Source organism: Pseudomonas sp. DR208 (genome assembly GCF_019823005.1).
Lineage (GTDB): Bacteria > Pseudomonadota > Gammaproteobacteria > Pseudomonadales > Pseudomonadaceae > Aquipseudomonas > Aquipseudomonas extremorientalis.
The window spans coordinates 3658159-3679255 of the sequence record NZ_CP081944.1; the positions used below are offsets into that span (position 1 = coordinate 3658159).

Genomic DNA, 21097 nt, shown 5'->3' on the forward strand with positions numbered 1-21097 from the left:
AAACACCATGCAAGGCTTCTTGAAACGCTGTGCGTTGCTTGTGGCGGTCGGCCTGTGTGCCGGCACCGCGCAGGCGGCGGAAAAGGTCATCTTCGACACCGACTTCAATGTGCTCAACGATGACGGCCAGGCCTTCATCATGCTCGCCCAGTTGCATGCGCAAAAACGCATCGAGCTGCTGGGCATGACCCTGGTCAGCGGCAATGCCTGGGTCGACCAGGAACAGGTCGACGCCCTCAAGGCCGTGGAACGCATGGGCGTGGAGAAAGAGGTGGGCGTCTACTCCGGTGCCGCCTACCCGCTGCTGCACGACTACGCCACCTTTGATGCGCAACAGGCGCTGTTCGGCGCCGGCTGGCCGGGGGCGTTCAAACACCCTCGCCCTTCGTCGCCTTCGCAGTTGGTCGCACCACCGGACGGCCTGGCCACCCACACCCCATTGCGCAAGGAAACCGCCGCGCAGTTCATCGTCGACAGCGTGCGCGCCAACCCGCACCAGGTGACGATCCTGGCGGTCGGCCCGCTGACCAACGTCGCCCTGGCGATTCGCTCGGCGCCGGATATCGTGCCGCTGATCAGGCGCATCGTGTACATGGGTGGCGCCCTGGAGATTCCGGGCAACACTACGCCGGCAGCGGAGTTCAACTGGTGGTTCGACCCGGAGGCGGCAAAGATCGTGTTGCGCTCACCCATCGAGCACGTGATTTTCCCCAACGATGTGTGCGAGAAAGTCACCTTCGACAAGGCGGTGTACCAGCGCGTGATCGCCCAGAAAGGCCCGATTGCCGACCTGTACAAGCATGAATTCGGCCCGCTGTTCGACAAGGACCCGAGCTACCACAGCTTTACCTGGGACAGCTTGCCGGCGCTGTACCTGGTCAACCCCGGGATCGTCACCGAGTCCCGCGACCTGTGGGTGGATGTGGACGCCACGTTCGGCGCCGACTACGGCCGCGCACTGGGCTACGCCAAAGGTGCCCCGGTAGGCACGCAGAAGGCCAAGGTGGTGTTCGGTGTCGACCAGAAAAAATTCTGGGATGGCTACGTCAACCTCGTGACCCTGCCGACGCCGGTCAAGCACTGACCGGCCAGCGCAAAGACGAACACTGCACCTGTGGCGAGCGGGCTTGCCACAGGGTATATATCGTCGGTTCTACCTGAAGACCTTGAAAGGGCTGGTGCCAAGAGTGGAACCATAAGCCGCCATTACCTAAATAACGGATATGCACCCATCAATCACCTCACGCAAAACCACTACAATCCCCACCGCATCCGACATAGACGCCACATTGGTAAACCCCATCAACACCCCCTGCCCCCGCCCAGCCTCAAGCGTCCAGGAAGACAGTGCCTGCACGGCCAACCCCGCTCTACCAGCGGCCTCAGCCACGACAAGGTCCGGCACATCCACCACCAACCGCGCCAGCAAATTAATCCCGCCCGCCTGCTCATCCACCCGCAGATACCCCGCACAATGCACGCGCAACGCCTCCACCAGATATGCCCTGCGCTGCGCATACAACTGGCGCATCTTCTTCAAATGCCGGGTGAAATGCCCCTGCTCGAGAAAATCCGCCGCCGTCAATTGCAACAGCTGCGCCCCACGCTGCTGCAACGCCTCGGCCGCACGCTCAAACGCTGACACCAACGACACAGGCACCACCAGATACCCCAAGCGCAACCCCGGGAACAGCATCTTGCTGAAACTTCCGGCATAGATCACTCGGTCATCCGTATCCTGGCTCTTGAGCGCCGCCAAAGGCTGCCCGCGATAGCGAAATTCACTGTCATAGTCATCCTCTACCACCCAACTGCCCTGCTCTCGCGCCCATTCCAGCAAGGCCTGCCGACGCAGCGGGCTCAACGCCACACCCAAGGGGCTCTGGTGCGCCGGGGTGACTATCGCCAGTCGCGCCCCACGCCCCCGTGCAATGCCCTGCGCGACATCCAGCCCATCGCGATCCACCGGCACCGGCACCAGTTCCACACCGCGATGCCTCAACAACTGCCGCGCATGCAAGTACCCGGGGTCTTCGAACCAGCAGCGCTGCCCCGCCATCGCCAGCGTTTCGCAGACCAGGGTGAGGCCACCCGCATACCCGGCACACACAACCACCTGCTGGGGCGTGCACTCCACGCCGCGATACAACGCCAGGTAGCTGGCAATCGCCACACGCAGCGCCTGGGTGCCGCGCACGTCGCCCATCGCCAGGCTGTCCGCATCGGTGCGGCGCACTTGCTGGGTCACCAGGCGCGCCCACAATTTGCGGGGGAACGCATCCAGGGCGGGCAGGCCCATTTGCAACGGCCGAGGGCCTGAAGTCACCGGCAGCGCAACCGGCATGGGTTTCACCGACACCTGCGGCAGCGCCTCGGCAATCACGGTTCCCGCTTGCCCGCGCGCCTCGAAGAAACCTTCGCTGACCAGCAGTTGATACGCCGCCTCCACCGTGCCCCGCGCCACCTTGAGCTCCTGGGCCAGCGCCCGCACCGAGGGCACGCGCTCGCCGGCGCGCAATTGGCCCTGGTCGATGGCCTGGCGAAAACGCCGGTAGATTTCCTGGTATTTGGGCAGTGACGACATCGCAAGTGGCTCGGCGGGAAGACAGGTCGAAGTCTGATCATGTCCCAACCCACTTGTCCAATCATGCCCCTGTCAGGCCACCCGGCCAGCCACGAAAATGGCGCATCTCTTCACCGCAATAAGGATCGCCCATGAAACACCGTCTCGACTACGCCCTGGCCGCCCCCGCCGGTTATAAAGCCCTGGGCTCGGTGCACAGCTATATCCACGGCTGCGGCTTGGAAAAAGAACTGATCGACTTGGTGTACCTGCGGGTCTCGCAACTCAACGGCTGCGCCTATTGCCTGGATAGCCATTCCCGCGACCTGCTCAAGCTGGGCGTAAGCCTGGAAAAAATCATGCTGCTGGCCGCCTGGCGCGAGGGTCTGCCGCTGTACACCCCGCGTGAGCAGGCCGCCCTGGCCTGGGCCGAAGTGGTGACGCCGGTCGCGCAAACCCAGGTGCCGGATGCGGATTACGCACAGGTCGCGGCGGTGTTCAGCGACAAGGAAGTCGCCGACCTGACCCTGGCCATCGGCTTGATGAACGCCCTCAATCGTGTCGCCATCAGCTTTCGCAAAGTGCCGGCGGCAATCAAGGCTCACCTGGAGAACCACGGCCATGAATGAACACGTCGAGTTCGTCCAGATGGAAACCGAGGCCGATTGCGTCGCCAGCTTTGCAGTGATGCAGCAGCTGCGCCCGCACCTCACCGACGCCAAGGCGTTCGCCGAGCAAGTCCAGCGCCAACGGCAAAACGGCTATCGCCTGCTCGCCGCGCGGGAACACGGCCAGGTGATCGGCCTGGCCGGCTACCGGTTGACCGAGAACACCCTGTATGGCCGCTTTATCTACGTCGATGACCTGGTGGTAGACACCACGTTGCAGCGGCGCCGCCTCGGTGAACGACTGCTTGACCACGTGCGTGACGAAACCCGCACCCACGGCTATCGCTGGCTGGTGCTGGACACCGGCATGCACATGGCCCTGGCCCAACGTTTCTATTTCCGCCAGGGCCTGTTGCCCCTGGGCATGCACTTTTCCCAGGACCTCAGCCAATGACCCGTGCCCTGCTCCTCGGTTTCAGCCCCCACGGTAAAGCCGCGCAGACTTTCAAACTGGCCCGTGCCCTGTTGCGCGACCTGGTGCCGCACGCCACGGTGACCGAGCGTGACTACGGCGGCCAGGCGCTGCCGCCGCTGACCCGTGAATATGCCAACGCACTCACCACAGCGGGGGGCTTGAGCGGCAAGGCGACGGCACTCTCGGAACAGTTGATCGTGGAACTGGAAGCCTGCGACCTGCTGATCCTGTGCACCCCGGTGCACAATTTCACCGTGCCGGCGGCGCTCAAGGCCTGGATCGACCACGTGGTGCGCATCCAGCGCAGCTTTACGGTGAATGCGCAATTGGCCAAGGTCGGCTTGCTGGAGGACCGGCGCACCTTTGTGCTGGTCAGCTCGGGTAACGCCCGCAAAGGCCATGAACCGGACTTCCTTACCCCGTACATGACCGCGATCCTGGCGACGGTGGGTATTGAGTCGGTAGATTTTGTATACCTGCCGGCCATGGTGCGCGGTGAAGAAGCGGTCAATCGCGCGCTGGAACAGGCCCATCGGCAACTGTCGCTCGCAATCAGCTCTGGCCTATAAAAATAATGGCGCTAGAATCAGCGCCATTCCTGCGCCTGACGCCCTGATACGAGCCCCCCATGAGCTTTGATTTCGACACGATCCACCCACGCCTCGGCACCGGCAGCACCAAGTGGAACCGCTACCCGCAAGACGTTTTGCCGATGTGGATCGCCGACATGGACATCGCCGCCCCACCCGCCGTGCTGAAGGCCCTGCACGCACGCCTCGACCAACAGGTGCTGGGCTACAGCGTCGCGGGGCCGGATGTGCGCGAGGCGATCATTGCCGACCTGTGGAACAAGTACGCCTGGCGCGTGCAGCCGGATGAGTTGCTGTTTTTGCCGGGTGTGGAGCCGGGTTTCAATATGGCGCTGCATGCATTTGTAGAGCCGGGCCAGCCGGTGGTGCTGCAAACCCCCAACTACCGGCCGATCCGCCTCGCGCCGGGGCACTGGAACCTGCCGCGCATCGAAGTGCCGTTCGAGTTGGTCAACGGCGAATACCTCACGCCACTGCCAGCAATGCGCCAGGCACTGACCGGCGCCGGCGCGCTGTTGTTGAGCAACCCGCACAACCCCATGGGCAAAGTCTTCCCTCGCGATGAACTGCTGGCCGTGGCCAATGCCTGCCTGGAACAGGGTGCGCTGATCATCTCCGACGAAATCCACGCCGAGCTGTGCTTCGACGGTCGCCGCCATATCCCCACCGCCAGCCTCAGCCCCGAGATTGCCCAGCGCACCATCACGCTGATGTCGGCGAGCAAGGCCTATAACGTCGCCGGCCTGAAGACCTGCTTTGCCGTGGTGCAGAACGCCGAGATCCGCGAGCGTTTCAACCAGGCCCGTTGCGGCATGGTCGACAGCGTCAGCCCCCTGGGCCTGGAAGCCACCCGCGCCGCCTACAGCGAATGCGCCGACTGGCTCGATGCCTTGGTGCAGTACCTGCAAGCCAACCGCGACTACCTGCTCGACGCCGTGCAGACCCGCCTGCCCGGCGTGGTCATGCATGCGCCGCAAGGCACCTTCCTGGCCTGGCTGGATTGCAGCGCCCTGGGCCTGGATGACCCGCAGCAGTTCTTCCTGGAACAGGCCAAGGTTGGCTTGAGCGCAGGGATCGAATTCGGTGACGACAGCCAGCAATTCGTGCGCCTTAACTTCGGCTGCCCACGGGCGATGCTGGAGGAAGGCTTGCAGCGCATGGAGCGCGCCCTGCGTCACCGCCAAGCCTAATTCACAATTTTTCGCAACGCGTGCCGAACGCCTGCTGTTACTGTTTTTGCCGATACGCCCCACCGGTAACAGCAGGAGTTTCATGGCATGACGACCCAGCCCCTCGATCGCTCGTCCGACCCCAAAGTCCTCCCCCGCACGCCGCCCAAGTCCGGCGCGCAGTTCCATGCGTTGCTCAAGCAAAGCGCCAACAACAAGAAGGTCGAGGCCCAGGACAAGACACCATCGGGGCTGGAGGCCAGTAAAAAAGACGGCTATGAGCTGGCCGCCAAGGATGCCACGCCGCCAGAGACGTTGGCCGACTACAAGGCCATCGGCCCGCCCGATGAAGTCGGCCCCGGGTTGATCCGTTATGAAACCCAGGACGGCAAGAAAGTCATCGTCAGCGAACAGGACAGCCCCGAGCTGTTCAAGCAGGTCAGCCAGGATTTCAAGGCACTGACCGGCGTGGTCGCCAGCCAGAATGCCGGCTACCAGAGCCTCGGCGCCGACGGCACTGCGCCGGGCAAACTCGCCGATTACAAATCCCTCGGCCCACCGGATGAAACCGGACCGGGTGTGATCCGCTACGAGACCCAAGACGGCACCAAGGTCGTCATCAGCCAGCGTGACAACCCCGAAGCCTTCCAGAAAGCCAAGGACGCCTATGCCAGCTTTACCGGCCTGTCCAGCAGTGAAGACGCCGGGTACAAGCGCGCCAGCGACAATGAAGTGTGGCCGCCCTACGCGGGCACCACGGTGGGCCCTGTGGATGAAGTCGGCCCGGGCCTGATCCGCTTTGAAAGCAACGGCCAGAAAATGGTGGTGGCCCGCGACGACAACCCCAAGCTGTTCGACTACCTGGCAGGCCTGCACGCGGTCTACACCGACCCCGGCAAGAAAGCCGTGGTGGAAGGCGAACTGAACAACGGCGCGGTACTGGCCGATGCCAACACCCCGTTGCCGGGCCTGAACGACTACAAGAACTTCAGTTGGAACAACGACCAGAAAGACCACATCCTCACCTACGAGCTGCATGACGGCACCAAGGTGGTGGTGTCGTCCGACGTCAGCCCCGAGCTGTTCAAGAGCGTCGCCACCGCCAATGACACCTGGGCCAAGATCCACACCAGCGAGGGCGAAGGCTACAAGCTGGCCGGGCCGAATGACTTCCTGAAAAACACCGATATCACCTTCGGCTCCCCGGATGAACTGGGCGACGGCCTGATCCGCTATGAAACCAGCGAAGGCAAGGTGATCGTCTCCAAGGAGCTCAGCCCGCAGCTCTACGACGACGTGGCGGCCAAGTGGGAAGCCTGGAGCGCCAGCTCGGTGGACGACACCCGCGCCAAGCACAACCTGCCCAAGGCCGACGACCTGGATGTGCTGAACCTGGACACCGGCGTGCACGCCGATGAAAAGGACGATAAATCGCCGACCCTCAGCGTCAGCGAGCTGGCCACCACGCAACTGATCGACACCTACCGCGAAGGTGTGAAGAACGGCTCGATCCCCAAGGACGACCCGCGTGCGAAGCTGGTCCGGGCCCTCGAAGCGCAAGCCGCGTACCAGAACGGCCATGGCATCACCGGCTACGAGGAAGCCAAGCGTCCATTCGGCACGACTTGGCGCGAGTTCGATGACAAGCAGACCGAGCTGACCTCGGCCGACATGCACGACATCATCGACGGCAAGGCCGTGCAGAAGCAGATCGGCGAACTGTTCAACGACCCCACCGTGCAGGCCGACTACAAGTCGAAGATGGACGAGGCGATCAACAAGCTGCCGAACAAGGACGAGATCAAACAGAAGCTGCTGGACCTCACCTCCAACCCGGACTACGTGCTGTACCTCAAAGACCTGCAAAGCCAGGGCAAGACCTACGAGGCGCAGAAAGACCTCAGCGACACCCTGACGTCGCTGTCGCTGTTCGACCCGGCGGCCGCCAGCAAAGCCGCGCAGAACATCCAGGCGGACGGCTTGACCACCGACCTGAATGCCATTCTGTCGGACCCGAGCAAAATCTCCGACGAGAACAAGGAGCTGGCGACCAAGGACCTGTTCGGCCTGCTCAAAGGCGTGCTCAAGGGCAACGTGCTGGACTTGCCGCGCCGCACCCAGGAAACCCTGGAGAAATTCCTCAACGAAGGCCTGCAAGGCAAGGAAAAATCTGCCGCCGTCACCAAGGCCCTGGAAGAGCTGGGCGCCGTGTATCAGAAAAACGGCGTGATCAGCGAAGCCGACCTGAAAACCGCCCTGAGCAAACCCTACATCCCGGTGGCCGATCGCGGCATGCTCGGCGAGGTGTTCAACACCCTCAACAGCAAAGGCATCCTCGGTTCACTGGGCGCCGGTGTGAGCCTGTTTTCCGGGATTTACCAACTGGTGGGCAAAGGCGGCAAGCTCGGCGAAACCCCAGCGCAACGCATGACCATCGCCAAGGACTTCCTGAGTTTTGCCGGCGGCTCCAGCCACTTTGTGCGCCTGGGCGACAAGATCGGCGAGAGCCTGGGCAAAGGCGGCCTGGTGGATTTCCTCGGGCTGGACAAGACCCTGCCGGAGATCTGGGGCAAGACCGGCATGCAGGAGCCGAACTTCGAATTCCGCGTCAGCGAACTGCCCTCGGATGTCAAAGCCAAGATCGCCACGGCCCTCGATGCGGTGCCGGACAGCCAGTACGACGGCATCGCCAAGATGTTCGGCGAGGGCGACAAGGCCGTCACCGAAGCCACCGAAGGCCTGGCCACCCACCTGGATGACGGCCTGGCCGCTGCGGGCGCGGCCAAGCTCGGCGCGTCCAAATCGGCAAAGATCGCCGGTTCCGTGATCAAGGTGCTGGGCCCGGCCACGGACATTGCCGGCGGTTTTGCCGACATCGTACTGGGCGCACTGGCGATCAAGAGCGGCGTGAAGGACAAAGACCCCTTGGCCCAGGCGGCCGGCGGCCTGCAAGTGGCCGGCGGTGCGTTCGGTGCATCGGCCGGGGTACTGGGGGCTGCGGCGCTGTTTGGCGCGGGCACGGCGGCGGCGTTGACCGGGCCGTTGTTCCTGGTGGGTGTGGTGCTGGCGGTGGTCGGCGGGATCATCGGCTACTTTGTCGACCACAACAAAAAGCAGAAGGCCACCGAGAAGGAAAACGACTGGTACCGCGACCTGGCGGGCGACGGTCTGTTGCAGGACAACTGGGCCGACAAGGTCGAATACGCCCACTACGAAATCCACCATTACGGTGGCCGTGACGCGCCGACCGACGATAGCATCTTCCGCTTCCAGCAATCGGAGTGGGAACACTTCGACCAGACGCCACAAAAAGGCGGCTCGTCGAGCAACCGCCTGGATGGCGGCTTGCACAAGGGCTACAAGGACCCGAACGAGAAACCCAAGAGCCTGCCGACGGATGCGCCGCCGGAGAGACCGCAGCCGCATCCACCGGGTGGCAGTGGACCGAAGATCGCTTGAGTCATGCCAGCCCCCGCCTGAGTGCGGGGGCTGTCATTTACAACTTGGCGATGGACACTTCGGTGGACTTCACAAAGGCAATCACTTCACTGCCCACTTTCAATTCCAGATCACGCACCGAACGGGTGGTGATCACCGATGTGACGATGCCGGACGCGGTCTGCACGTCGATTTCCGACACCACTTCCCCTTGCAGGATTTCCTTGATCACGCCCTTGAACTGGTTGCGCACATTGATGGCTTTAATGGTCATGTCGGCTTTCCTTCAGGCTGTTGGGTCAATCCGCACGAATGCGCAGGCCCTCAAAATGCGCCATCGACGAAGATATTAAAAGGAATATATATCTCTTTATTTATTCTTTATTGATATATAAAAGCTGTTGCACCATAAACAGCTGATCAACAGTTTGCCCTCTCCCACCACAGCCCTTCCCCCTCGAAGCCCCCGTGATTACGCGTCCGAAGCCAATGGCACAGAGACTGCATATTCTTTAAAAGCATGATGGAGCATGCAGTTTTATTTTTCTGAATATAAGAAAAGCCTTCTCTCAACGCCTTGCCGGAGCTGTTCCATGACCCCCTTCACCCAACGTCTATTAGGCGCCTGCGCCCTTGCCCTGTGCCTGCAACCGCTGGCCCACGCCACCGAAACCGATCCAGCCGAAGTCAACCTGGACTACGCCTACTACTCGCCTGTCAGCCTGGTGCTCAAGCATTTCGGCTGGCTCGAACAAGCCTTGCCGGACTCCAAAGTGGGCTGGTTATTGAGCCAGGGCAGTAACCGGTCCCTGGAATACCTCAACAGTGGTGGCGTGGATTTCGCTTCTTCCGCCAGCCTGTCCGCAGTACTGAGCCGCGCCAACGGCAGCCCGATCAAATCGGTGTACGTCTACAGCCGCGCCGAATGGACCGCCCTGGTGGTGCGCAAGGATTCACCGCTCAACAGCGTCACCGACCTCAAGGGCAAGAAAATCGCCGCCACCAAAGGCACCGACCCGTACCTGTTCACCTTGCGCAGCCTGCAAAAGGCCGGGCTGAAAAAGGACGACGTGGAACTGGTGCACCTGCAACACCCGGACGGCCGCACCGCCCTGGAAAAAGGTGACGTGGATGCCTGGGCCGGTCTCGACCCGCACATGGCCGCCAGTGAAATCCAGGCTGGTTCGCGCCTGCTGTACCGCAACAAGGACTTCAACAGCTACGGCGTGGTGAGCGTCACCGAGAAGTTCGCCAAGGCTCATCCGCAAACCATCACCAAGGTCATCGGCGCCTATGAAAAGGCCCGGGGCTGGGCGGTCAAGCACCCGGATGAATTTGCCAGGCTGCTGGCCGACGAGTCCGGCCTGCCGTTGGAAGTGGCCAGGCTGCAACTCTCGCGTACCGACCTGAGCACGCCGTTCTTGAGCAGCAAGGACGTGGTGTCGTCCAAGGCCGCCGCACCGATCCTGGTGTCCGAAGAGTTGGTGCGCAAAGGCGTGAATGTGGACCAGGTGATCGACCAGTTGATCGACACTTCGTTCGGCCACTGAGGAGCACGTGATGACCAGCAAAACCCAAGCAGTGCCTCTTGCCACGCCCTTGGCGATCAATCGCAGTGCCTGGCCGAGGCGCCTCAAGGGCCTGGTGTTGCCGGTGCTGATCCTGCTGGTGTTGGAGGTAGTGGTTCGGGTGGGCTGGCTGCCGTCCTACCAGATGCCGGCGCCCAGCGAAATTGCGCTGACCCTCACCGACCTGGCCGAAGGTGCACTGTGGAAACACATCAGCGCCAGCCTCGGCCGGGTAGTGCTGGGGTTCGTCATGGGTGCCAGCCTGGCGTTGGTGTTTGCCGCCTGGGTGGGGTTGAGCCGTGAAGCCGAGGCCTATCTGGAACCGACCTTCGCCGGCTTGCGCTCGATCCCCAGCCTGGCCTGGGTGCCGCTGTTGCTGCTGTGGTTGGGCATCGACGAAACCTCGAAGATCGTACTGATCGCAATCGGCGCGTTTTTCCCGGTGTACCTCAACGGCGTGGCGGCCATCCGCGACATCGACCGCAAGCTGGTGGAAGTCGGGCAGATGTACGGTTTCAGTCGGCGGCGCCTGGTGCGTCGTATCCTGTTGCCGGCCGCCCTGCCCGGCCTGTTCACCGGGTTGCGCAGCGGCTTGAGCCTGGCGTGGATGTTTCTGGTGGCGGCCGAGTTGATCGCGGCCACCAAAGGCTTGGGTTACCTGCTCAGCGATGGGCGGGAGACCTCGCGGCCGGACATCGTGCTGGCGGCGATCATCGTGTTGGCGCTGCTGGGCAAGGTCAGCGATGGCCTGCTCGCCGCGCTGGAAAAACGTTGCCTGGCCTGGCGCGATACCTTCCAGGGAGCAGGGCAATGAGCGTGCGAGCGTTGTTGGATATTCATGTAGCGCGCAAGCGCTTCGCCGACACCACCGTGCTGAAAGACGTGCGCCTGGCCCTGCAACCTCGCGAAGCCGTGAGCCTGCTGGGCCCCAGTGGTTGCGGCAAAAGCACCTTGCTGCGCATCGTCGCCGGCCTGGAACAGGACTTCCAGGGCGAACTGCGCAGGCCCGACGGCGAAGTCGCCTTTGTGTTCCAGGAACCCCGACTGATGCCCTGGCTCACAGTGGAACAGAACATCGGTTTCAGCGACGACAACCATTACGACAGGGCCTGGGTCACGCAACTGATAGAGGAAGTCGGCCTCAAGGGCTTTGCCCAGGCGTTGCCCAAGGCATTGTCCGGCGGCATGGCGCAGCGAGTGGCCATCGCACGCGGTTTGTACTCACGCCCACAGGTATTGCTGCTGGATGAACCGTTCAGCGCGGTAGACGCGTTTACCCGCATGAAGCTGCAGGACCTGCTGCTGCAACTGGCCGAACACCATGCCATCGCCTTGTTGCTGGTGACCCATGATGTCGACGAGGCGTTGTATTTGAGTGATCGGGTGCTGGTGATGGATAACCGGCCGAGCAGCATTCGCCAGGCGCTTGCAGTGGAATTGCCACACCCCAGGGACCGGCGTGATCCGCGGCTGGCGCAACTGAAGGCGCTGTCACTGACGGCGTTGCAGCAGGCACACGTGATCTAGGCGATCTTGCGCAAGGTCACCCAGTACCGCGTCCGCGCTTGCACCTCGAGCCCCAGGGTCTGGGCCAGCAGGTTGAGGATGCGGTCAGTGTCGTCCAGGCGAAAACTGCCGGTCACTCGCAATGTTTCCAGGCTCGGATCCCAGCGCAACACACCGGGACGATAACGTTCCAACTCCCGTAAAAAGTCGCCCAGTGTCTGGTTCTGTGCGGTCAGCACGCCGTCGCGCCAGCCCGGTTGCAACACATCGAACGGAGCCCAGGCGCCGAGCCCGTCGGCTTGCAGCGAGGCTTGCCGACCACCCGGCAACGACACCATTTGCCCGGTCAAGTCGCGTACCTGAACCGAGCCCTGGAGCACCGACACCAGACAACCCTTGGCCATCTGACGGACACACACCTCAGCCTGGCTGACCCGCAACTCGCCATAGCGGGTCTGCACCGTCATCGCCGCTGGCCCTGGCACATTCAGCGCCAGCTCACCGTCCACCAGTGTGATGCGCCGCTGTGCAAGGTCCATGTCCACCGCTGTCGCCGTGTTGAGCTGCAAGCTGCCGCCATCGGCCAGGGACATGCGCCTGCGCTCGCCGGTGGCGGTGTGCAGGTCGGCGCGCCACGCCTCGATGGGCAACTGGCGGCTGACCAGCCAGGCCGTCGGCACCAAGGCTGCGATACCCAATGCACGCTTGAGCACCGCGCGCCGCCCCGGTTGCGGACGGTCGAGGCTGGCCATTGCCAGGGCCTGGGGCAAGTCACTGAAACGCTGGCGCAGGGTCTGGGCTTTTTGCCAGGTCTGCTCGTGCTGGGGGTGGCTGTCTCGCCAGTGCTGCAACGCGGCGTAGTCACGCTCGGTGGCCGCGCCGGATTCGAGCAGCGCCAGCCATTGGGCAGCGGCGCGGGCGACGTCACGGCTCACAGGTCCACCAGCAGGCAATGTTCGTAGGCCTGGGCCATGTAGCGTTTGACCGTGCGCTCAGACACCTCGAGCCGATCGGCGATGTCCCGATAGCCCAGGCCTTCCAGCTGGCTCCACAGGAAGGCACGGCGCACCAGCACCGGCAAGCCATCGAGCAACTCGTCCAGGGCTTGCAGGGTCTCGAGCACCAGCCAGCGCTGTTCGGGCGATGGCACGCAGGCTTCCGGCAGGCTCGCCAGGGCGTTCAAATAGGCCTGCTCAAGGCTGCGTCGCTGATGGAAATTGACCAGCAGGCGTTTGCCGACGGTCACCAGATAAGCACGCGGCTCCTGCATCTGCGCAATCGGCTGGGCGCTGGCGAGTACGCGCAGGAACGTATCCTGGCTCAGGTCGGCAGCATCCCAGGCATTGCCCAGGCGCCGGCGCAGCCAGCTTTCCAGCCAACTGCGATGGTCGCGGTACAGGCTCGACAAGGTCAGTTCGGGGGCGTGGGTCGGAACAACAGCATCATTCATGGCAAGCGACCTGCACGGCGCGAGTGAGTCTCAAATGAGATTCATTCTATTTAATATCGCGCTGACTGACCATGATCTTTTCAACACTGTGTTTATAGGGAGGCTTCAGCATCGAACACCTGACCACGCCCCACCACACTCCCCGGCTTGAGCACCGCACCCGGCGCCAACACCCCATTGGCGCCGATACGGCACTGGTCGCCGAGCAACGCGCCAAACTTGTCGCAACCGGTACGCTGCAAGGTGCCGTCGACCCGCACTCGCACCTCCTTGTCATCACGCTCGTTACGGTAGTTGGCGACGATGCTTCCCGCCTCCAGGTTGATGCCGTGCCCCAGCACCGAATCACCGACGAAATTGAAGTGCGCCAGCTTGCTGCCGCTGAACATGAAGGAGGTCTTCAACTCGGCACCCGGGCCGATGATGCAGTGTTCCTCCAGCCAGCAGCCGCCGCGCAGCAGCGAACCGCTGGCGATAAAGCAATGGGCGCCGATGATCAGGGGTGGCTTGAGCAGCGCACCCGGTTCGACGGTGGCGGTACGGTGGATGGCGATCTCATCCTGGATGACGTACTGGTCTGTCGGCAATTCGGCCAGGAGTTGGCGAACAACGGCAGGCGCCTGGGCGGCCAGCGCCCAGGGCGCGAGGTCAGCCCAGGGTGCAAGAGGAGATTGGGCGAAGTCTGAAATATAGTCGGTGAGGCGGATCAATGTTGAATCCTCCGGCGGTCAGAGAAGTGCAAAACGCTAACATGCGCACACCAAACTTTACTATTTGTCTTTTTATGGATATTTTATCCAGATCAGTCAATGAGGTCTGTCCCATGCCATTGCCGACTTACCAAGATGTCATCGCCGCCGCCCAACGCCTTGACGGTGTCGCCCATCACACCCCTGTGTTCACCTCGCGCACCCTCGACGCACTGACCGGCGCCCAAGTGTTCATCAAGTGCGAAAACCTGCAACGCGCCGGTTCCTTCAAGTTCCGGGGTGCGTTCAATGCCCTGTCGCAGTTCGATGCACAGCAGCGCAAGGCCGGGGTGGTGGCGTTCTCGTCCGGCAACCACGCCCAGGGCATTGCTCTGGCGGCGCAGATGCTGGGCATGCCGGCAACCATCGTGATGCCCAACGATGCGCCGGCGGCCAAGGTCGCGGCGACCCGTGGCTACGGTGCCAGTGTGGTGCTGTATGACCGCTTCACCGAAGACCGCGAACAGATCGGCCGCGACCTGGCTACCGAGCAGGGCCTGACCCTGATCCCGCCCTACGACCACCCGCATATCCTTGCCGGGCAAGGCACCGCCGCCAAGGAACTGCTGGAGTTCACCGGCCCGCTGGATGGATTGTTCGTTGGCTTGGGTGGTGGCGGCATGCTCTCGGGCACGGCGTTGTCGACCCGTGCCCTGGCGCCGGATTGCCAGCTGTACGGCGTGGAACCCGAAGCCGGCAATGACGGCCAGCGCTCGTTCCGCAGCGGCAGCATCGTGCACATCGATACGCCGGCGACCATTGCCGATGGTGCCCAGACCCAGCACCTGGGCAACTGCACCTTCCCGATCATCCGCGACCAGGTCAACGACATCCTCACCGTGTCGGATGCCGAGTTGGTCGGCGCCATGAAGTTCTTTATGCAACGCATGAAAATGGTGGTCGAGCCCACCGGCTGCCTGGGTTTGGCCGCGTTGCTCAACGAGGGTGAACGTTTCAAGGGCCAGCGCGTGGGTATTATCGTCACCGGTGGCAACGTCGATATCGAGAAGTACGCCGCCCTGCTCTGCGAGGCCTCATGAACATCATCCAGACCGCCCATGCGGCACAGCCTGCCGGCCATTACTCGCAAGCCATCCGCCACGGCGACACGCTGTATATCTCCGGCCAATTGCCGGTGAGCCCGGATGGGCGGCACAACCTGGCAGCGTCATTTGCCGAACAGGCGCGGATTGCCCTGGATAATCTATTGGCCATCCTCAACGCCGCCGGCGGAACCGCGCAGGACCTGGTGAAGGTCACCGTGTACGTAGCCGGCGTCGAGCATTGGCCGGCCTTCGATGGCCTTTATGCTGCCGCGCTGGGCGAGCACCGCCCTGCCCGTGCGGTGGTGCCGGTGCCGGAGTTGCACCACGGTTACCTGATCGAGATCGAGGCCATGGCGCGCTACTTGGCGTAGGTGTAGACCGCCGCACGCGACACGCCCAGATGGGACGCTACCGTTTCCATGGCCCGGCGGATGTCCAGGCAACCCGAGTCCTTGAGTTCCTGCATCAGCACACGCCGGTCGGCCGTCTTCAGCGCGCGCGGAGTGGTGGCCAGGCGTGCGGCGAACTGATCGATGCGCGCACGGATCACGTCGGCGCCGGAAGGGTCCAGGGACTCGATGAGCTTGTCGCCGCTGACCGAGCCGAACTGTTCGAGCATGCCTTGCAAGCCCCGGAACAACGAGAGGTCGACGTTCATGCACAAGGCCGCGACGTACTCGCCGCCGGCGCCCTTGATGCCGATCGACGTGCTCTTGACCTGGCGGCCGTCGCTGAACTGGTTCTGGTAGTTGGCGATGACTTGCGGGTAGTCGGGGTCGGCAATGCGCGCCAGGCCCAGCTCGGTGGTCGGGTCGCCCGGTGCACGCCCGGACAAGTTGTTGTGGATGGCCAGGATCGAGTGCCGGGGGTCGCGCAAGTCGTGCAGGACCACTTCGCAGAAGGGGCTGAAGGTCTTGCTCAGGCCTTCGGCGATCTGTTCGAGCTGGCTGATCAAGTGAGTATCGTCGGGAGAGGTGGTTTTCATGCAAGACAACATATCCAGTCCTGGACAGGGCGTCAATTTACCCCCTGCCCCTCAGTGTGGCGCCCGTACCCGAGGCGTGCGCGGTCAGAGACCACGCTGGCGCAACCACTGCAGAAAGCCTTTCTTGACAGGCACCACCGGTGCCTCTTGCGTCAGCGCCTGCGCGGCGTGCACACGGAAATCCAGCAAGGCCTTCATCGCCTCGCCGATGTCGTGGCGCGCATCCAGGCACGGCTTCAAGTATTCCTTCTCGATGCGGTACAGGGTGCAGAACGTCTTGGCCGAGAAATCCGCCAGCGTCGCCTGGTCCGACAGGATCCCGGCCTCGCCGATCACCTCGCCCGGCCCCATGCGCCCGGCTTCGAATTTGTGCCCGCCCTTGGTCAGCATCACCGAGACCACACCGGACTCAACGATGAACAAATGATCGCTGACCTCCCCGGCCGGCAGGATCATCTCGCCGGCGCGATAGGTGTGCAGGGTCATGTTCTGGCTGAAGGTGTCTTTCTCTTCCTGGCGCAGGGTGGAAAAAATCGACGAACGCTCCAATAAAGCGCGCGCTGCGGACATGGCCGGTGGCGCGCTGCTTTCAGTGGCCGACAGCACGCCGACGCCCGCCGCCTGCAAATGCCGGAAAGCCAGGTCGTAAAGCTGGTTGCGCACTTCGCGCTTGAGGGCCATGGCCGGTACGAATCCGCTGATTTCATACTCGACGCCACCACTGGCCGACGTCTTGAACGCCACACTTGGCGCCGGCGTGCCCAGCAGCGGCCGACACCCTTGCATCGCCCGCTCCAGGGCTTCGATCACCGTTTGCGGCCGCGCATGGGGGCTGACCTGCAGGCTGACCGCCAGGCCGAACATGTCCGCCGGGCGCGAGAAATTGATGATCTTGGCCTTGGCCGCCAGGGAGTTGGGAATCACCGCCATGCTGCCCTGGGAGGTTTGCAGGCGCGTGGCGCGCCAATCGATGTCCGTCACCCGGCCTTCGGTGCCGTCGATGGAGATCCAGTCATCGATTTGATAAGGCTTGGTGGTGTTGAGGACGATCCCGGAGAACACGTCACTCAAGGTACTTTGCAGCGCCAGGCCGACAATGATCGCTACCGCGCCGGAGGTGGCGAGCACACCCTTGACCGGCAAGTCGAGCACGTAGGCCATGGCGGCAATGATCGCGATCAGGAAGATCACCGCCCCCATCAGGTCCTGCAACAGGCGGCCGGTATGCCCGACCCTTTGCATCATGAGCGTGCCGAGCAACACCGTCAGCGTACGCGCAGCGAACAGCCACCAGCCGATCTGCAACGCCGTGGCGGCCAGGTGCAAGGCGGTGTTGTCCGCATAGGGTGCCAGTTGCATGGGGTTCATGCCGTCGTTGAACAGCACCGCGCTGAACACCGCGAAGATCACCAACCGCGCCGCCAGCTTCCAGTTGGCGAGGTTGGCGGAAATCAGGCGCCACACGGCGATGTCGATCAAGATCAGCGCCAGGGCGCACAGCATCGGGTGATCAGCGATAAATGAGGGCATCCAGGCGACTCCAGGGCGAATGCCGTGAAGATCGCATGAAATGCCGCGCCAGGGTATAGCGGGTGTGCTTACATCTGCCCGAAACGACCCGACTGAAAGTCCACGAACGCCTGGTGAATCTCCTGCTCGGTATTCATCACAAACGGCCCGTGCCCGACGATCGGCTCGTCAATCGGCTCACCGCTGAGCAGCAGCACCTTGGCGTCATCATTGGACTCCAGCGTCAGTTGGCTACCCTCGCGCTCGAACAACGCCAATTGCCCCTGCCGCGCAACTTGCTCGCCATTGACCAGTACCGTGCCGCGCAGGATCACCAGGGCGGTGTTGCGCCCTTCGTGCAGGTCCAGGGTGACGGGCTTGCCGGGGTTCAGGCGCAGGTCCCACACGTCAATCGGCGTAAAGGTACGGGCCGGGCCCTGGGTGCCGGCAAACTCACCGGCAATCAGGCGCAGTTGCCCGGCGTCGTCGGCCAAGGGCAGTACCGGAATGTCGCCATCCACAATCGTCTGGTAACCGGCATCGGCCATTTTGTCCTTGGCCGGCAGGTTGACCCACAGTTGCACCATCTCCAGCGCGCCGCCCTGGCGGGCGAAGGCGGCGGAGTGGAACTCTTCGTGGAGGATGCCTTTGGCAGCGGTCATCCATTGCACGTCGCCGGGGCCGATGGTGCCGCCGGCACCCGTGGAATCGCGGTGTTCGACTTCGCCGTCGTAGACGATGGTCACGGTTTCAAAGCCGCGATGGGGGTGCTGGCCGACGCCGCGACGCTGCTCGGTCGGGGTGAAATCGGCCGGGCCGGCGTGGTCCAGCAACAGGAATGGGCTGATGTGCTTGCCCATGGCGTCGTAGGAAAACAACGTGCGCACCGGGAAGCCGTCGCCGACCCAATGGGCGCGGGGGCTGGTGTAGATGCCGATAAGCTTTTTCATGGTGTACCTCCAAAGTGCATACACCATAAGGCTGCTGGCGGTTGAGCACTAGCCGGCAAAAGCAGCCCTGTTCGTCCTACGTATAGGACAATCCCTTGGCCTGACGTTGCCGCAGCAGGTGAAACGCCACGAACGCCGTCAGCGCGAAGCTGGCCTGGATAATGACCATCGGCGCGGCACTGCCGTCCCGCAACTGGCTCAACAAGACACCACTGCAGGTGGCGCCGAACATCTGCGCAAACCCCATCAGTCCCGCCGCCAGGCCTGCACGATGCGCATTGGGCATCACGCCACCGGTCACCGCACCCGGCAACACCAGGCCACCGCCCAGGGTGACCAGCGCAATCGGGATGTCCAGGCCGAGCACCGACAGGCCGAACAGTTCATAAATGACCACGGCCGACACCCCGCCGGCGGCGACCATCGTCACGCCCATCGCCACAATCCGCTGAGGCCCCAGACGCATGATGTTGCGGCGGGTATAGGTGGACCCCACGATCAGCATCGATACGATCAGGCCGAAATTGATGCCGTACTCCAGGCTGCTGAAGCCCAGCAGGTTGATGAACACCGCCGACGAACCGGCGATCACCGCAAACATGGCGCCATAGGTACATGCCAGCGCCACGGCGAACGCCCGGTACTGGCGGCCCTTGAGCAGGTCCAGGTATTGCCCGCCGAGGGTACGCCAGTGACCGGCCTTGGGGTCTAGGTAGTGGTTGCTCTCGCGAAAGAACAGTAACGCCAGCAACAGCACCACGCTGCCAATCGCCAGCGCCAGGACGATCGGCGCGTGCCAGCCGAACAGCTTGATCAGCAGGCCACCGACCATCGGCGCCACCACGATGGCGTAGAGCATGCCGATCATGGTCAGCGCCAGGGCCGGCCCGGCTTCGGTCTTCCACACATCCCGCACCACCGTGCGCGCCAGCACCAGCGCAGCACAGGCGCCCAGGCCTTGCAGCACGCGGGCGGCAATGAACTGGTGGATGTCGTGGACCAGCAGCATCGACAAGGTTGCCAGCACGTATAGCACCAGGCCGCCGATCAGCACCGGGCGCCGGCCGATACGGTCCGACAGCGGGCCGAACAACAGTTGCCCAAGGCCGAAAGCGGCGACAAATGCCGAGAGCGCCATCAGTGCCGAACCCGCCGGCGCCGCCAGCGCCTGCTCGATGGCGCCCAGGCCGGGAATGATCAATTGGGTCGAGACCTCACCCAGCGCCGTCAGGGCCACCAGTAAAAACAGCAGGCTTCGCGATGGGAGCGGGGCGTTTGTCATGGGGAGCATCCGGGGGCTGGATTAATTTATATTTCGACCATAATATGCGTAAAAAATTATGTCCATAATTTTTTTCCCAATGGTTACCCCGGAGCCCGCCATGCACCCTCTCCCCCTGCGTCTTCTCACGCCCCTGGCCCTGTTGATCGTCCTCAATGGCTGCAACAGCAAGGCCGACACCGCCGCCGAAGTTCCTCAACCTCGCCCTGTCCTGGCCGCCAAAGTCGAAGCGGCCGGCACCCAGCAAAGCGCCTATACCGGCGTGGTCGCGGCGCGTACCGAAAGCGACCTGGGGTTCCGGGTCGGCGGCAAGGTCATCGAACGCAAGGTCGACCCCGGCCAGCATGTGTCCCGTGGCGACACCCTGCTGGTGCTGGATATCGGCGACTTCGAACTGGCCCTGCGCTCGGCAAAAAACCGCGTCAGCGCCGCCCAGGCACAATTGCGCCAACGCCGTGACGACGAAAACCGCTATCAGCGCCTGGCCAGCACCGGCGCCGTGTCGCGGCAGATCTTCGACCAATCGGCGACCAACCTGCGCGTGGCCGAAGCCGAACTGGCCGCGGCGCAATCCGACGCCAGCCAGATCGAAAACCGCCGCACCTACTCGGTGCTCAAGGCCGATGGCGACGGCATCATCACCGATGTGCGGGCAGACCGCGGCCAGGTGGTCGCCGAAGGACAGATCGTCGCGCGCCTGGCCCACGACGGTGCCCGTGAAGCTATCGTCAACCTGCCGGAAAACCAACGCGAACAAGCCTCGCAGAAAGCCCTGGCCTTCGCCTTCGGCGCCCCGGACCAGGCGGTGACCGCCACCTTGCGCGAACTGTCCGCCAGCGCTGACCCGACCACCCGCACCTACCGCGCCCGCTACGTATTGCATGGCGCCGTCGATCGCTTCGCCCTCGGCTCGACCATCACCGTGCGCCTGCAAGGCAACGGCCAGGCCCAGCAAACCCGCGTGCCCATCGGCGCCTTGCAGGATGCCGGGCAAGGCACCGGTGTCTGGGTAATCGGCACAGACGACAAGGTCAGTTTCGCCCCGGTGAAAGTCGCCAGCCTCGGCCAGGAAGACGCGCTGCTCGACAGTGGTGTAACCCCCGGTCAAATCGTCGTCGCCCTGGGTGCGCACCTGCTGCACGACGGTGACGCCGTACGCCTGCTGCCCGCCCAGGTACTGGCCCTCAACCGCAAACAGGACAACTGAGC

General features: G+C 63.2%; 21 protein-coding genes. 12 read left to right on the plus strand and 9 right to left on the minus strand.

Features of this window, described 5'->3' with window-relative positions; genetic code table 11:
- Window positions 1-7 precede the first annotated feature (7 nt).
- A complete protein-coding gene (locus tag K5K89_RS16720; protein WP_222539837.1) occupies window positions 8-1084 on the plus strand; it encodes a nucleoside hydrolase in 1077 nt (358 codons plus the stop codon).
- A 126-nt stretch (window positions 1085-1210) separates the two neighbouring features.
- On the opposite strand, the gene K5K89_RS16725 is transcribed toward K5K89_RS16720, so the two are convergent.
- Window positions 1211-2584 carry a PLP-dependent aminotransferase family protein gene (locus K5K89_RS16725; protein ID WP_222539838.1) on the minus strand — a complete coding sequence of 458 codons (1374 nt, stop codon included), beginning with the start codon at window positions 2582-2584 and terminating at the stop codon, window positions 1211-1213.
- A gap of 131 nt (window positions 2585-2715) precedes the next feature.
- Between K5K89_RS16725 and K5K89_RS16730 the strand changes: the two genes are divergently transcribed.
- From K5K89_RS16730 to K5K89_RS16750, 5 genes are all read left to right on the plus strand, one after another.
- Entirely contained in the window at window positions 2716-3192 is a 477-nt protein-coding gene (locus K5K89_RS16730) for a carboxymuconolactone decarboxylase family protein (protein ID WP_071489535.1), read from the plus strand.
- Window positions 3185-3625: a GNAT family N-acetyltransferase gene (locus tag K5K89_RS16735; protein ID WP_071489536.1), complete on the plus strand. Its 441-nt coding sequence runs from the start codon at window positions 3185-3187 to the stop codon at window positions 3623-3625. Before K5K89_RS16730 ends, K5K89_RS16735 begins: the two co-directional genes overlap by 8 nt.
- Window positions 3622-4215, plus strand: a complete 594-nt coding sequence (locus K5K89_RS16740; RefSeq protein ID WP_071489537.1) for an FMN-dependent NADH-azoreductase — start codon at window positions 3622-3624, stop codon at window positions 4213-4215. The genes K5K89_RS16735 and K5K89_RS16740 overlap by 4 nt, the downstream gene beginning before the upstream one ends.
- A 59-nt stretch (window positions 4216-4274) precedes the next feature.
- Window positions 4275-5426 carry a MalY/PatB family protein gene (locus tag K5K89_RS16745; protein WP_071489538.1) on the plus strand — a complete coding sequence of 384 codons (1152 nt, stop codon included), beginning with the start codon at window positions 4275-4277 and terminating at the stop codon, window positions 5424-5426.
- A gap of 87 nt (window positions 5427-5513) precedes the next feature.
- Window positions 5514-8864, plus strand: coding sequence for a hypothetical protein (locus K5K89_RS16750; protein ID WP_071489539.1), 3351 nt, complete (start codon window positions 5514-5516; stop codon window positions 8862-8864).
- A gap of 37 nt (window positions 8865-8901) precedes the next feature.
- Here the strand turns inward: K5K89_RS16750 and K5K89_RS16755 are convergent, their stop codons facing one another.
- Window positions 8902-9117 (minus strand): molybdopterin-binding protein, encoded by a 216-nt coding sequence (locus K5K89_RS16755; RefSeq protein WP_060752785.1) that lies wholly within the window; start codon window positions 9115-9117, stop codon window positions 8902-8904.
- 319 nt (window positions 9118-9436) lie between these two features.
- Here K5K89_RS16755 and K5K89_RS16760 point away from each other — a divergent pair, with 319 nt between their 5' ends.
- Genes K5K89_RS16760 through K5K89_RS16770 form a run of 3 tightly spaced genes read left to right on the plus strand, consistent with a single transcriptional unit; the run spans window position 9437 to window position 11938 of the window.
- Window positions 9437-10393 (plus strand): aliphatic sulfonate ABC transporter substrate-binding protein, encoded by a 957-nt coding sequence (locus tag K5K89_RS16760; protein ID WP_222539839.1) that lies wholly within the window; start codon window positions 9437-9439, stop codon window positions 10391-10393.
- Between the two features lie 10 nt (window positions 10394-10403).
- The gene (locus K5K89_RS16765) at window positions 10404-11225 is read left to right on the plus strand and encodes an ABC transporter permease (protein WP_222539840.1); all 822 of its coding nucleotides are present in this window, start codon (window positions 10404-10406) and stop codon (window positions 11223-11225) included.
- On the plus strand, window positions 11222-11938 hold the full coding sequence (locus K5K89_RS16770) for an ABC transporter ATP-binding protein (protein ID WP_071489542.1): 717 nt from the start codon (window positions 11222-11224) through the stop codon (window positions 11936-11938). Before K5K89_RS16765 ends, K5K89_RS16770 begins: the two co-directional genes overlap by 4 nt.
- Here the strand turns inward: K5K89_RS16770 and K5K89_RS16775 are convergent.
- From K5K89_RS16775 to K5K89_RS16785, 3 genes are all read right to left on the minus strand, one after another.
- Window positions 11935-12852, minus strand: a complete 918-nt coding sequence (locus tag K5K89_RS16775) for a FecR domain-containing protein (RefSeq protein WP_222539841.1) — start codon at window positions 12850-12852, stop codon at window positions 11935-11937. The genes K5K89_RS16770 and K5K89_RS16775 overlap by 4 nt on opposite strands.
- Window positions 12849-13367, minus strand: coding sequence for a sigma-70 family RNA polymerase sigma factor (locus K5K89_RS16780; RefSeq protein ID WP_102593273.1), 519 nt, complete (start codon window positions 13365-13367; stop codon window positions 12849-12851). Before K5K89_RS16780 ends, K5K89_RS16775 begins: the two co-directional genes overlap by 4 nt.
- Window positions 13368-13459: 92 nt before the next feature.
- Entirely contained in the window at window positions 13460-14077 is a 618-nt protein-coding gene (locus tag K5K89_RS16785; protein WP_222539842.1) for an LpxA family transferase, read from the minus strand.
- A 113-nt stretch (window positions 14078-14190) separates the two neighbouring features.
- On the opposite strand from K5K89_RS16785, the gene K5K89_RS16790 reads away from it, so the two are divergent.
- Together K5K89_RS16790 and K5K89_RS16795 are read left to right on the plus strand one after the other, a co-directional pair.
- Complete coding sequence (locus tag K5K89_RS16790; RefSeq protein WP_222539843.1) at window positions 14191-15156, plus strand: threo-3-hydroxy-L-aspartate ammonia-lyase; 966 nt, start codon at window positions 14191-14193, stop codon at window positions 15154-15156.
- Window positions 15153-15533, plus strand: a complete 381-nt coding sequence (locus K5K89_RS16795; protein WP_071489547.1) for a RidA family protein — start codon at window positions 15153-15155, stop codon at window positions 15531-15533. The genes K5K89_RS16790 and K5K89_RS16795 overlap by 4 nt, the downstream gene beginning before the upstream one ends.
- Here K5K89_RS16795 and K5K89_RS16800 read toward each other — a convergent pair.
- The 4 genes from K5K89_RS16800 to K5K89_RS16815 all read right to left on the minus strand — a co-directional run bounded on the left by K5K89_RS16800 (window position 15521) and on the right by K5K89_RS16815 (window position 19888).
- Window positions 15521-16147, minus strand: a complete 627-nt coding sequence (locus K5K89_RS16800) for a transcriptional regulator (RefSeq protein WP_071489548.1) — start codon at window positions 16145-16147, stop codon at window positions 15521-15523. The two genes, K5K89_RS16795 and K5K89_RS16800, sit on opposite strands and share 13 nt — an antisense overlap.
- An 84-nt stretch (window positions 16148-16231) precedes the next feature.
- On the minus strand, window positions 16232-17677 hold the full coding sequence (locus K5K89_RS16805; RefSeq protein ID WP_092250268.1) for a mechanosensitive ion channel family protein: 1446 nt from the start codon (window positions 17675-17677) through the stop codon (window positions 16232-16234).
- Between the two features lie 68 nt (window positions 17678-17745).
- Window positions 17746-18606 (minus strand): pirin family protein, encoded by an 861-nt coding sequence (locus K5K89_RS16810; protein WP_071489550.1) that lies wholly within the window; start codon window positions 18604-18606, stop codon window positions 17746-17748.
- Between the two features lie 76 nt (window positions 18607-18682).
- Window positions 18683-19888: a multidrug effflux MFS transporter gene (locus K5K89_RS16815; protein ID WP_222539844.1), complete on the minus strand. Its 1206-nt coding sequence runs from the start codon at window positions 19886-19888 to the stop codon at window positions 18683-18685.
- A 100-nt stretch (window positions 19889-19988) separates the two neighbouring features.
- On the opposite strand from K5K89_RS16815, the gene K5K89_RS16820 reads away from it, so the two are divergent.
- Window positions 19989-21095 carry an efflux RND transporter periplasmic adaptor subunit gene (locus K5K89_RS16820; protein WP_092250270.1) on the plus strand — a complete coding sequence of 369 codons (1107 nt, stop codon included), beginning with the start codon at window positions 19989-19991 and terminating at the stop codon, window positions 21093-21095.
- Window positions 21096-21097: the final 2 nt, after the last annotated feature.

What these genes read in the sequence shown, in the direction of transcription:
- K5K89_RS16720 (WP_222539837.1), top strand. Translation starts at nt 8, where the DNA reads ATGCAAGGCTTCTTGAAACGCTGTGCGTTGCTTGTGGCGGTCGGCCTG.
- K5K89_RS16725 (WP_222539838.1), bottom strand. Translation starts at nt 2,584, where the DNA reads ATGTCGTCACTGCCCAAATACCAGGAAATCTACCGGCGTTTTCGCCAG.
- K5K89_RS16730 (WP_071489535.1), top strand. Translation starts at nt 2,716, where the DNA reads ATGAAACACCGTCTCGACTACGCCCTGGCCGCCCCCGCCGGTTATAAA.
- K5K89_RS16735 (WP_071489536.1), top strand. Translation starts at nt 3,185, where the DNA reads ATGAATGAACACGTCGAGTTCGTCCAGATGGAAACCGAGGCCGATTGC.
- K5K89_RS16740 (WP_071489537.1), top strand. Translation starts at nt 3,622, where the DNA reads ATGACCCGTGCCCTGCTCCTCGGTTTCAGCCCCCACGGTAAAGCCGCG.
- K5K89_RS16745 (WP_071489538.1), top strand. Translation starts at nt 4,275, where the DNA reads ATGAGCTTTGATTTCGACACGATCCACCCACGCCTCGGCACCGGCAGC.
- K5K89_RS16750 (WP_071489539.1), top strand. Translation starts at nt 5,514, where the DNA reads ATGACGACCCAGCCCCTCGATCGCTCGTCCGACCCCAAAGTCCTCCCC.
- K5K89_RS16755 (WP_060752785.1), bottom strand. Translation starts at nt 9,117, where the DNA reads ATGACCATTAAAGCCATCAATGTGCGCAACCAGTTCAAGGGCGTGATC.
- K5K89_RS16760 (WP_222539839.1), top strand. Translation starts at nt 9,437, where the DNA reads ATGACCCCCTTCACCCAACGTCTATTAGGCGCCTGCGCCCTTGCCCTG.
- K5K89_RS16765 (WP_222539840.1), top strand. Translation starts at nt 10,404, where the DNA reads ATGACCAGCAAAACCCAAGCAGTGCCTCTTGCCACGCCCTTGGCGATC.
- K5K89_RS16770 (WP_071489542.1), top strand. Translation starts at nt 11,222, where the DNA reads ATGAGCGTGCGAGCGTTGTTGGATATTCATGTAGCGCGCAAGCGCTTC.
- K5K89_RS16780 (WP_102593273.1), bottom strand. Translation starts at nt 13,367, where the DNA reads ATGAATGATGCTGTTGTTCCGACCCACGCCCCCGAACTGACCTTGTCG.
- K5K89_RS16790 (WP_222539843.1), top strand. Translation starts at nt 14,191, where the DNA reads ATGCCATTGCCGACTTACCAAGATGTCATCGCCGCCGCCCAACGCCTT.
- K5K89_RS16795 (WP_071489547.1), top strand. Translation starts at nt 15,153, where the DNA reads ATGAACATCATCCAGACCGCCCATGCGGCACAGCCTGCCGGCCATTAC.
- K5K89_RS16800 (WP_071489548.1), bottom strand. Translation starts at nt 16,147, where the DNA reads ATGAAAACCACCTCTCCCGACGATACTCACTTGATCAGCCAGCTCGAA.
- K5K89_RS16805 (WP_092250268.1), bottom strand. Translation starts at nt 17,677, where the DNA reads ATGCCCTCATTTATCGCTGATCACCCGATGCTGTGCGCCCTGGCGCTG.
- K5K89_RS16810 (WP_071489550.1), bottom strand. Translation starts at nt 18,606, where the DNA reads ATGAAAAAGCTTATCGGCATCTACACCAGCCCCCGCGCCCATTGGGTC.
- K5K89_RS16815 (WP_222539844.1), bottom strand. Translation starts at nt 19,888, where the DNA reads ATGACAAACGCCCCGCTCCCATCGCGAAGCCTGCTGTTTTTACTGGTG.
- K5K89_RS16820 (WP_092250270.1), top strand. Translation starts at nt 19,989, where the DNA reads ATGCACCCTCTCCCCCTGCGTCTTCTCACGCCCCTGGCCCTGTTGATC.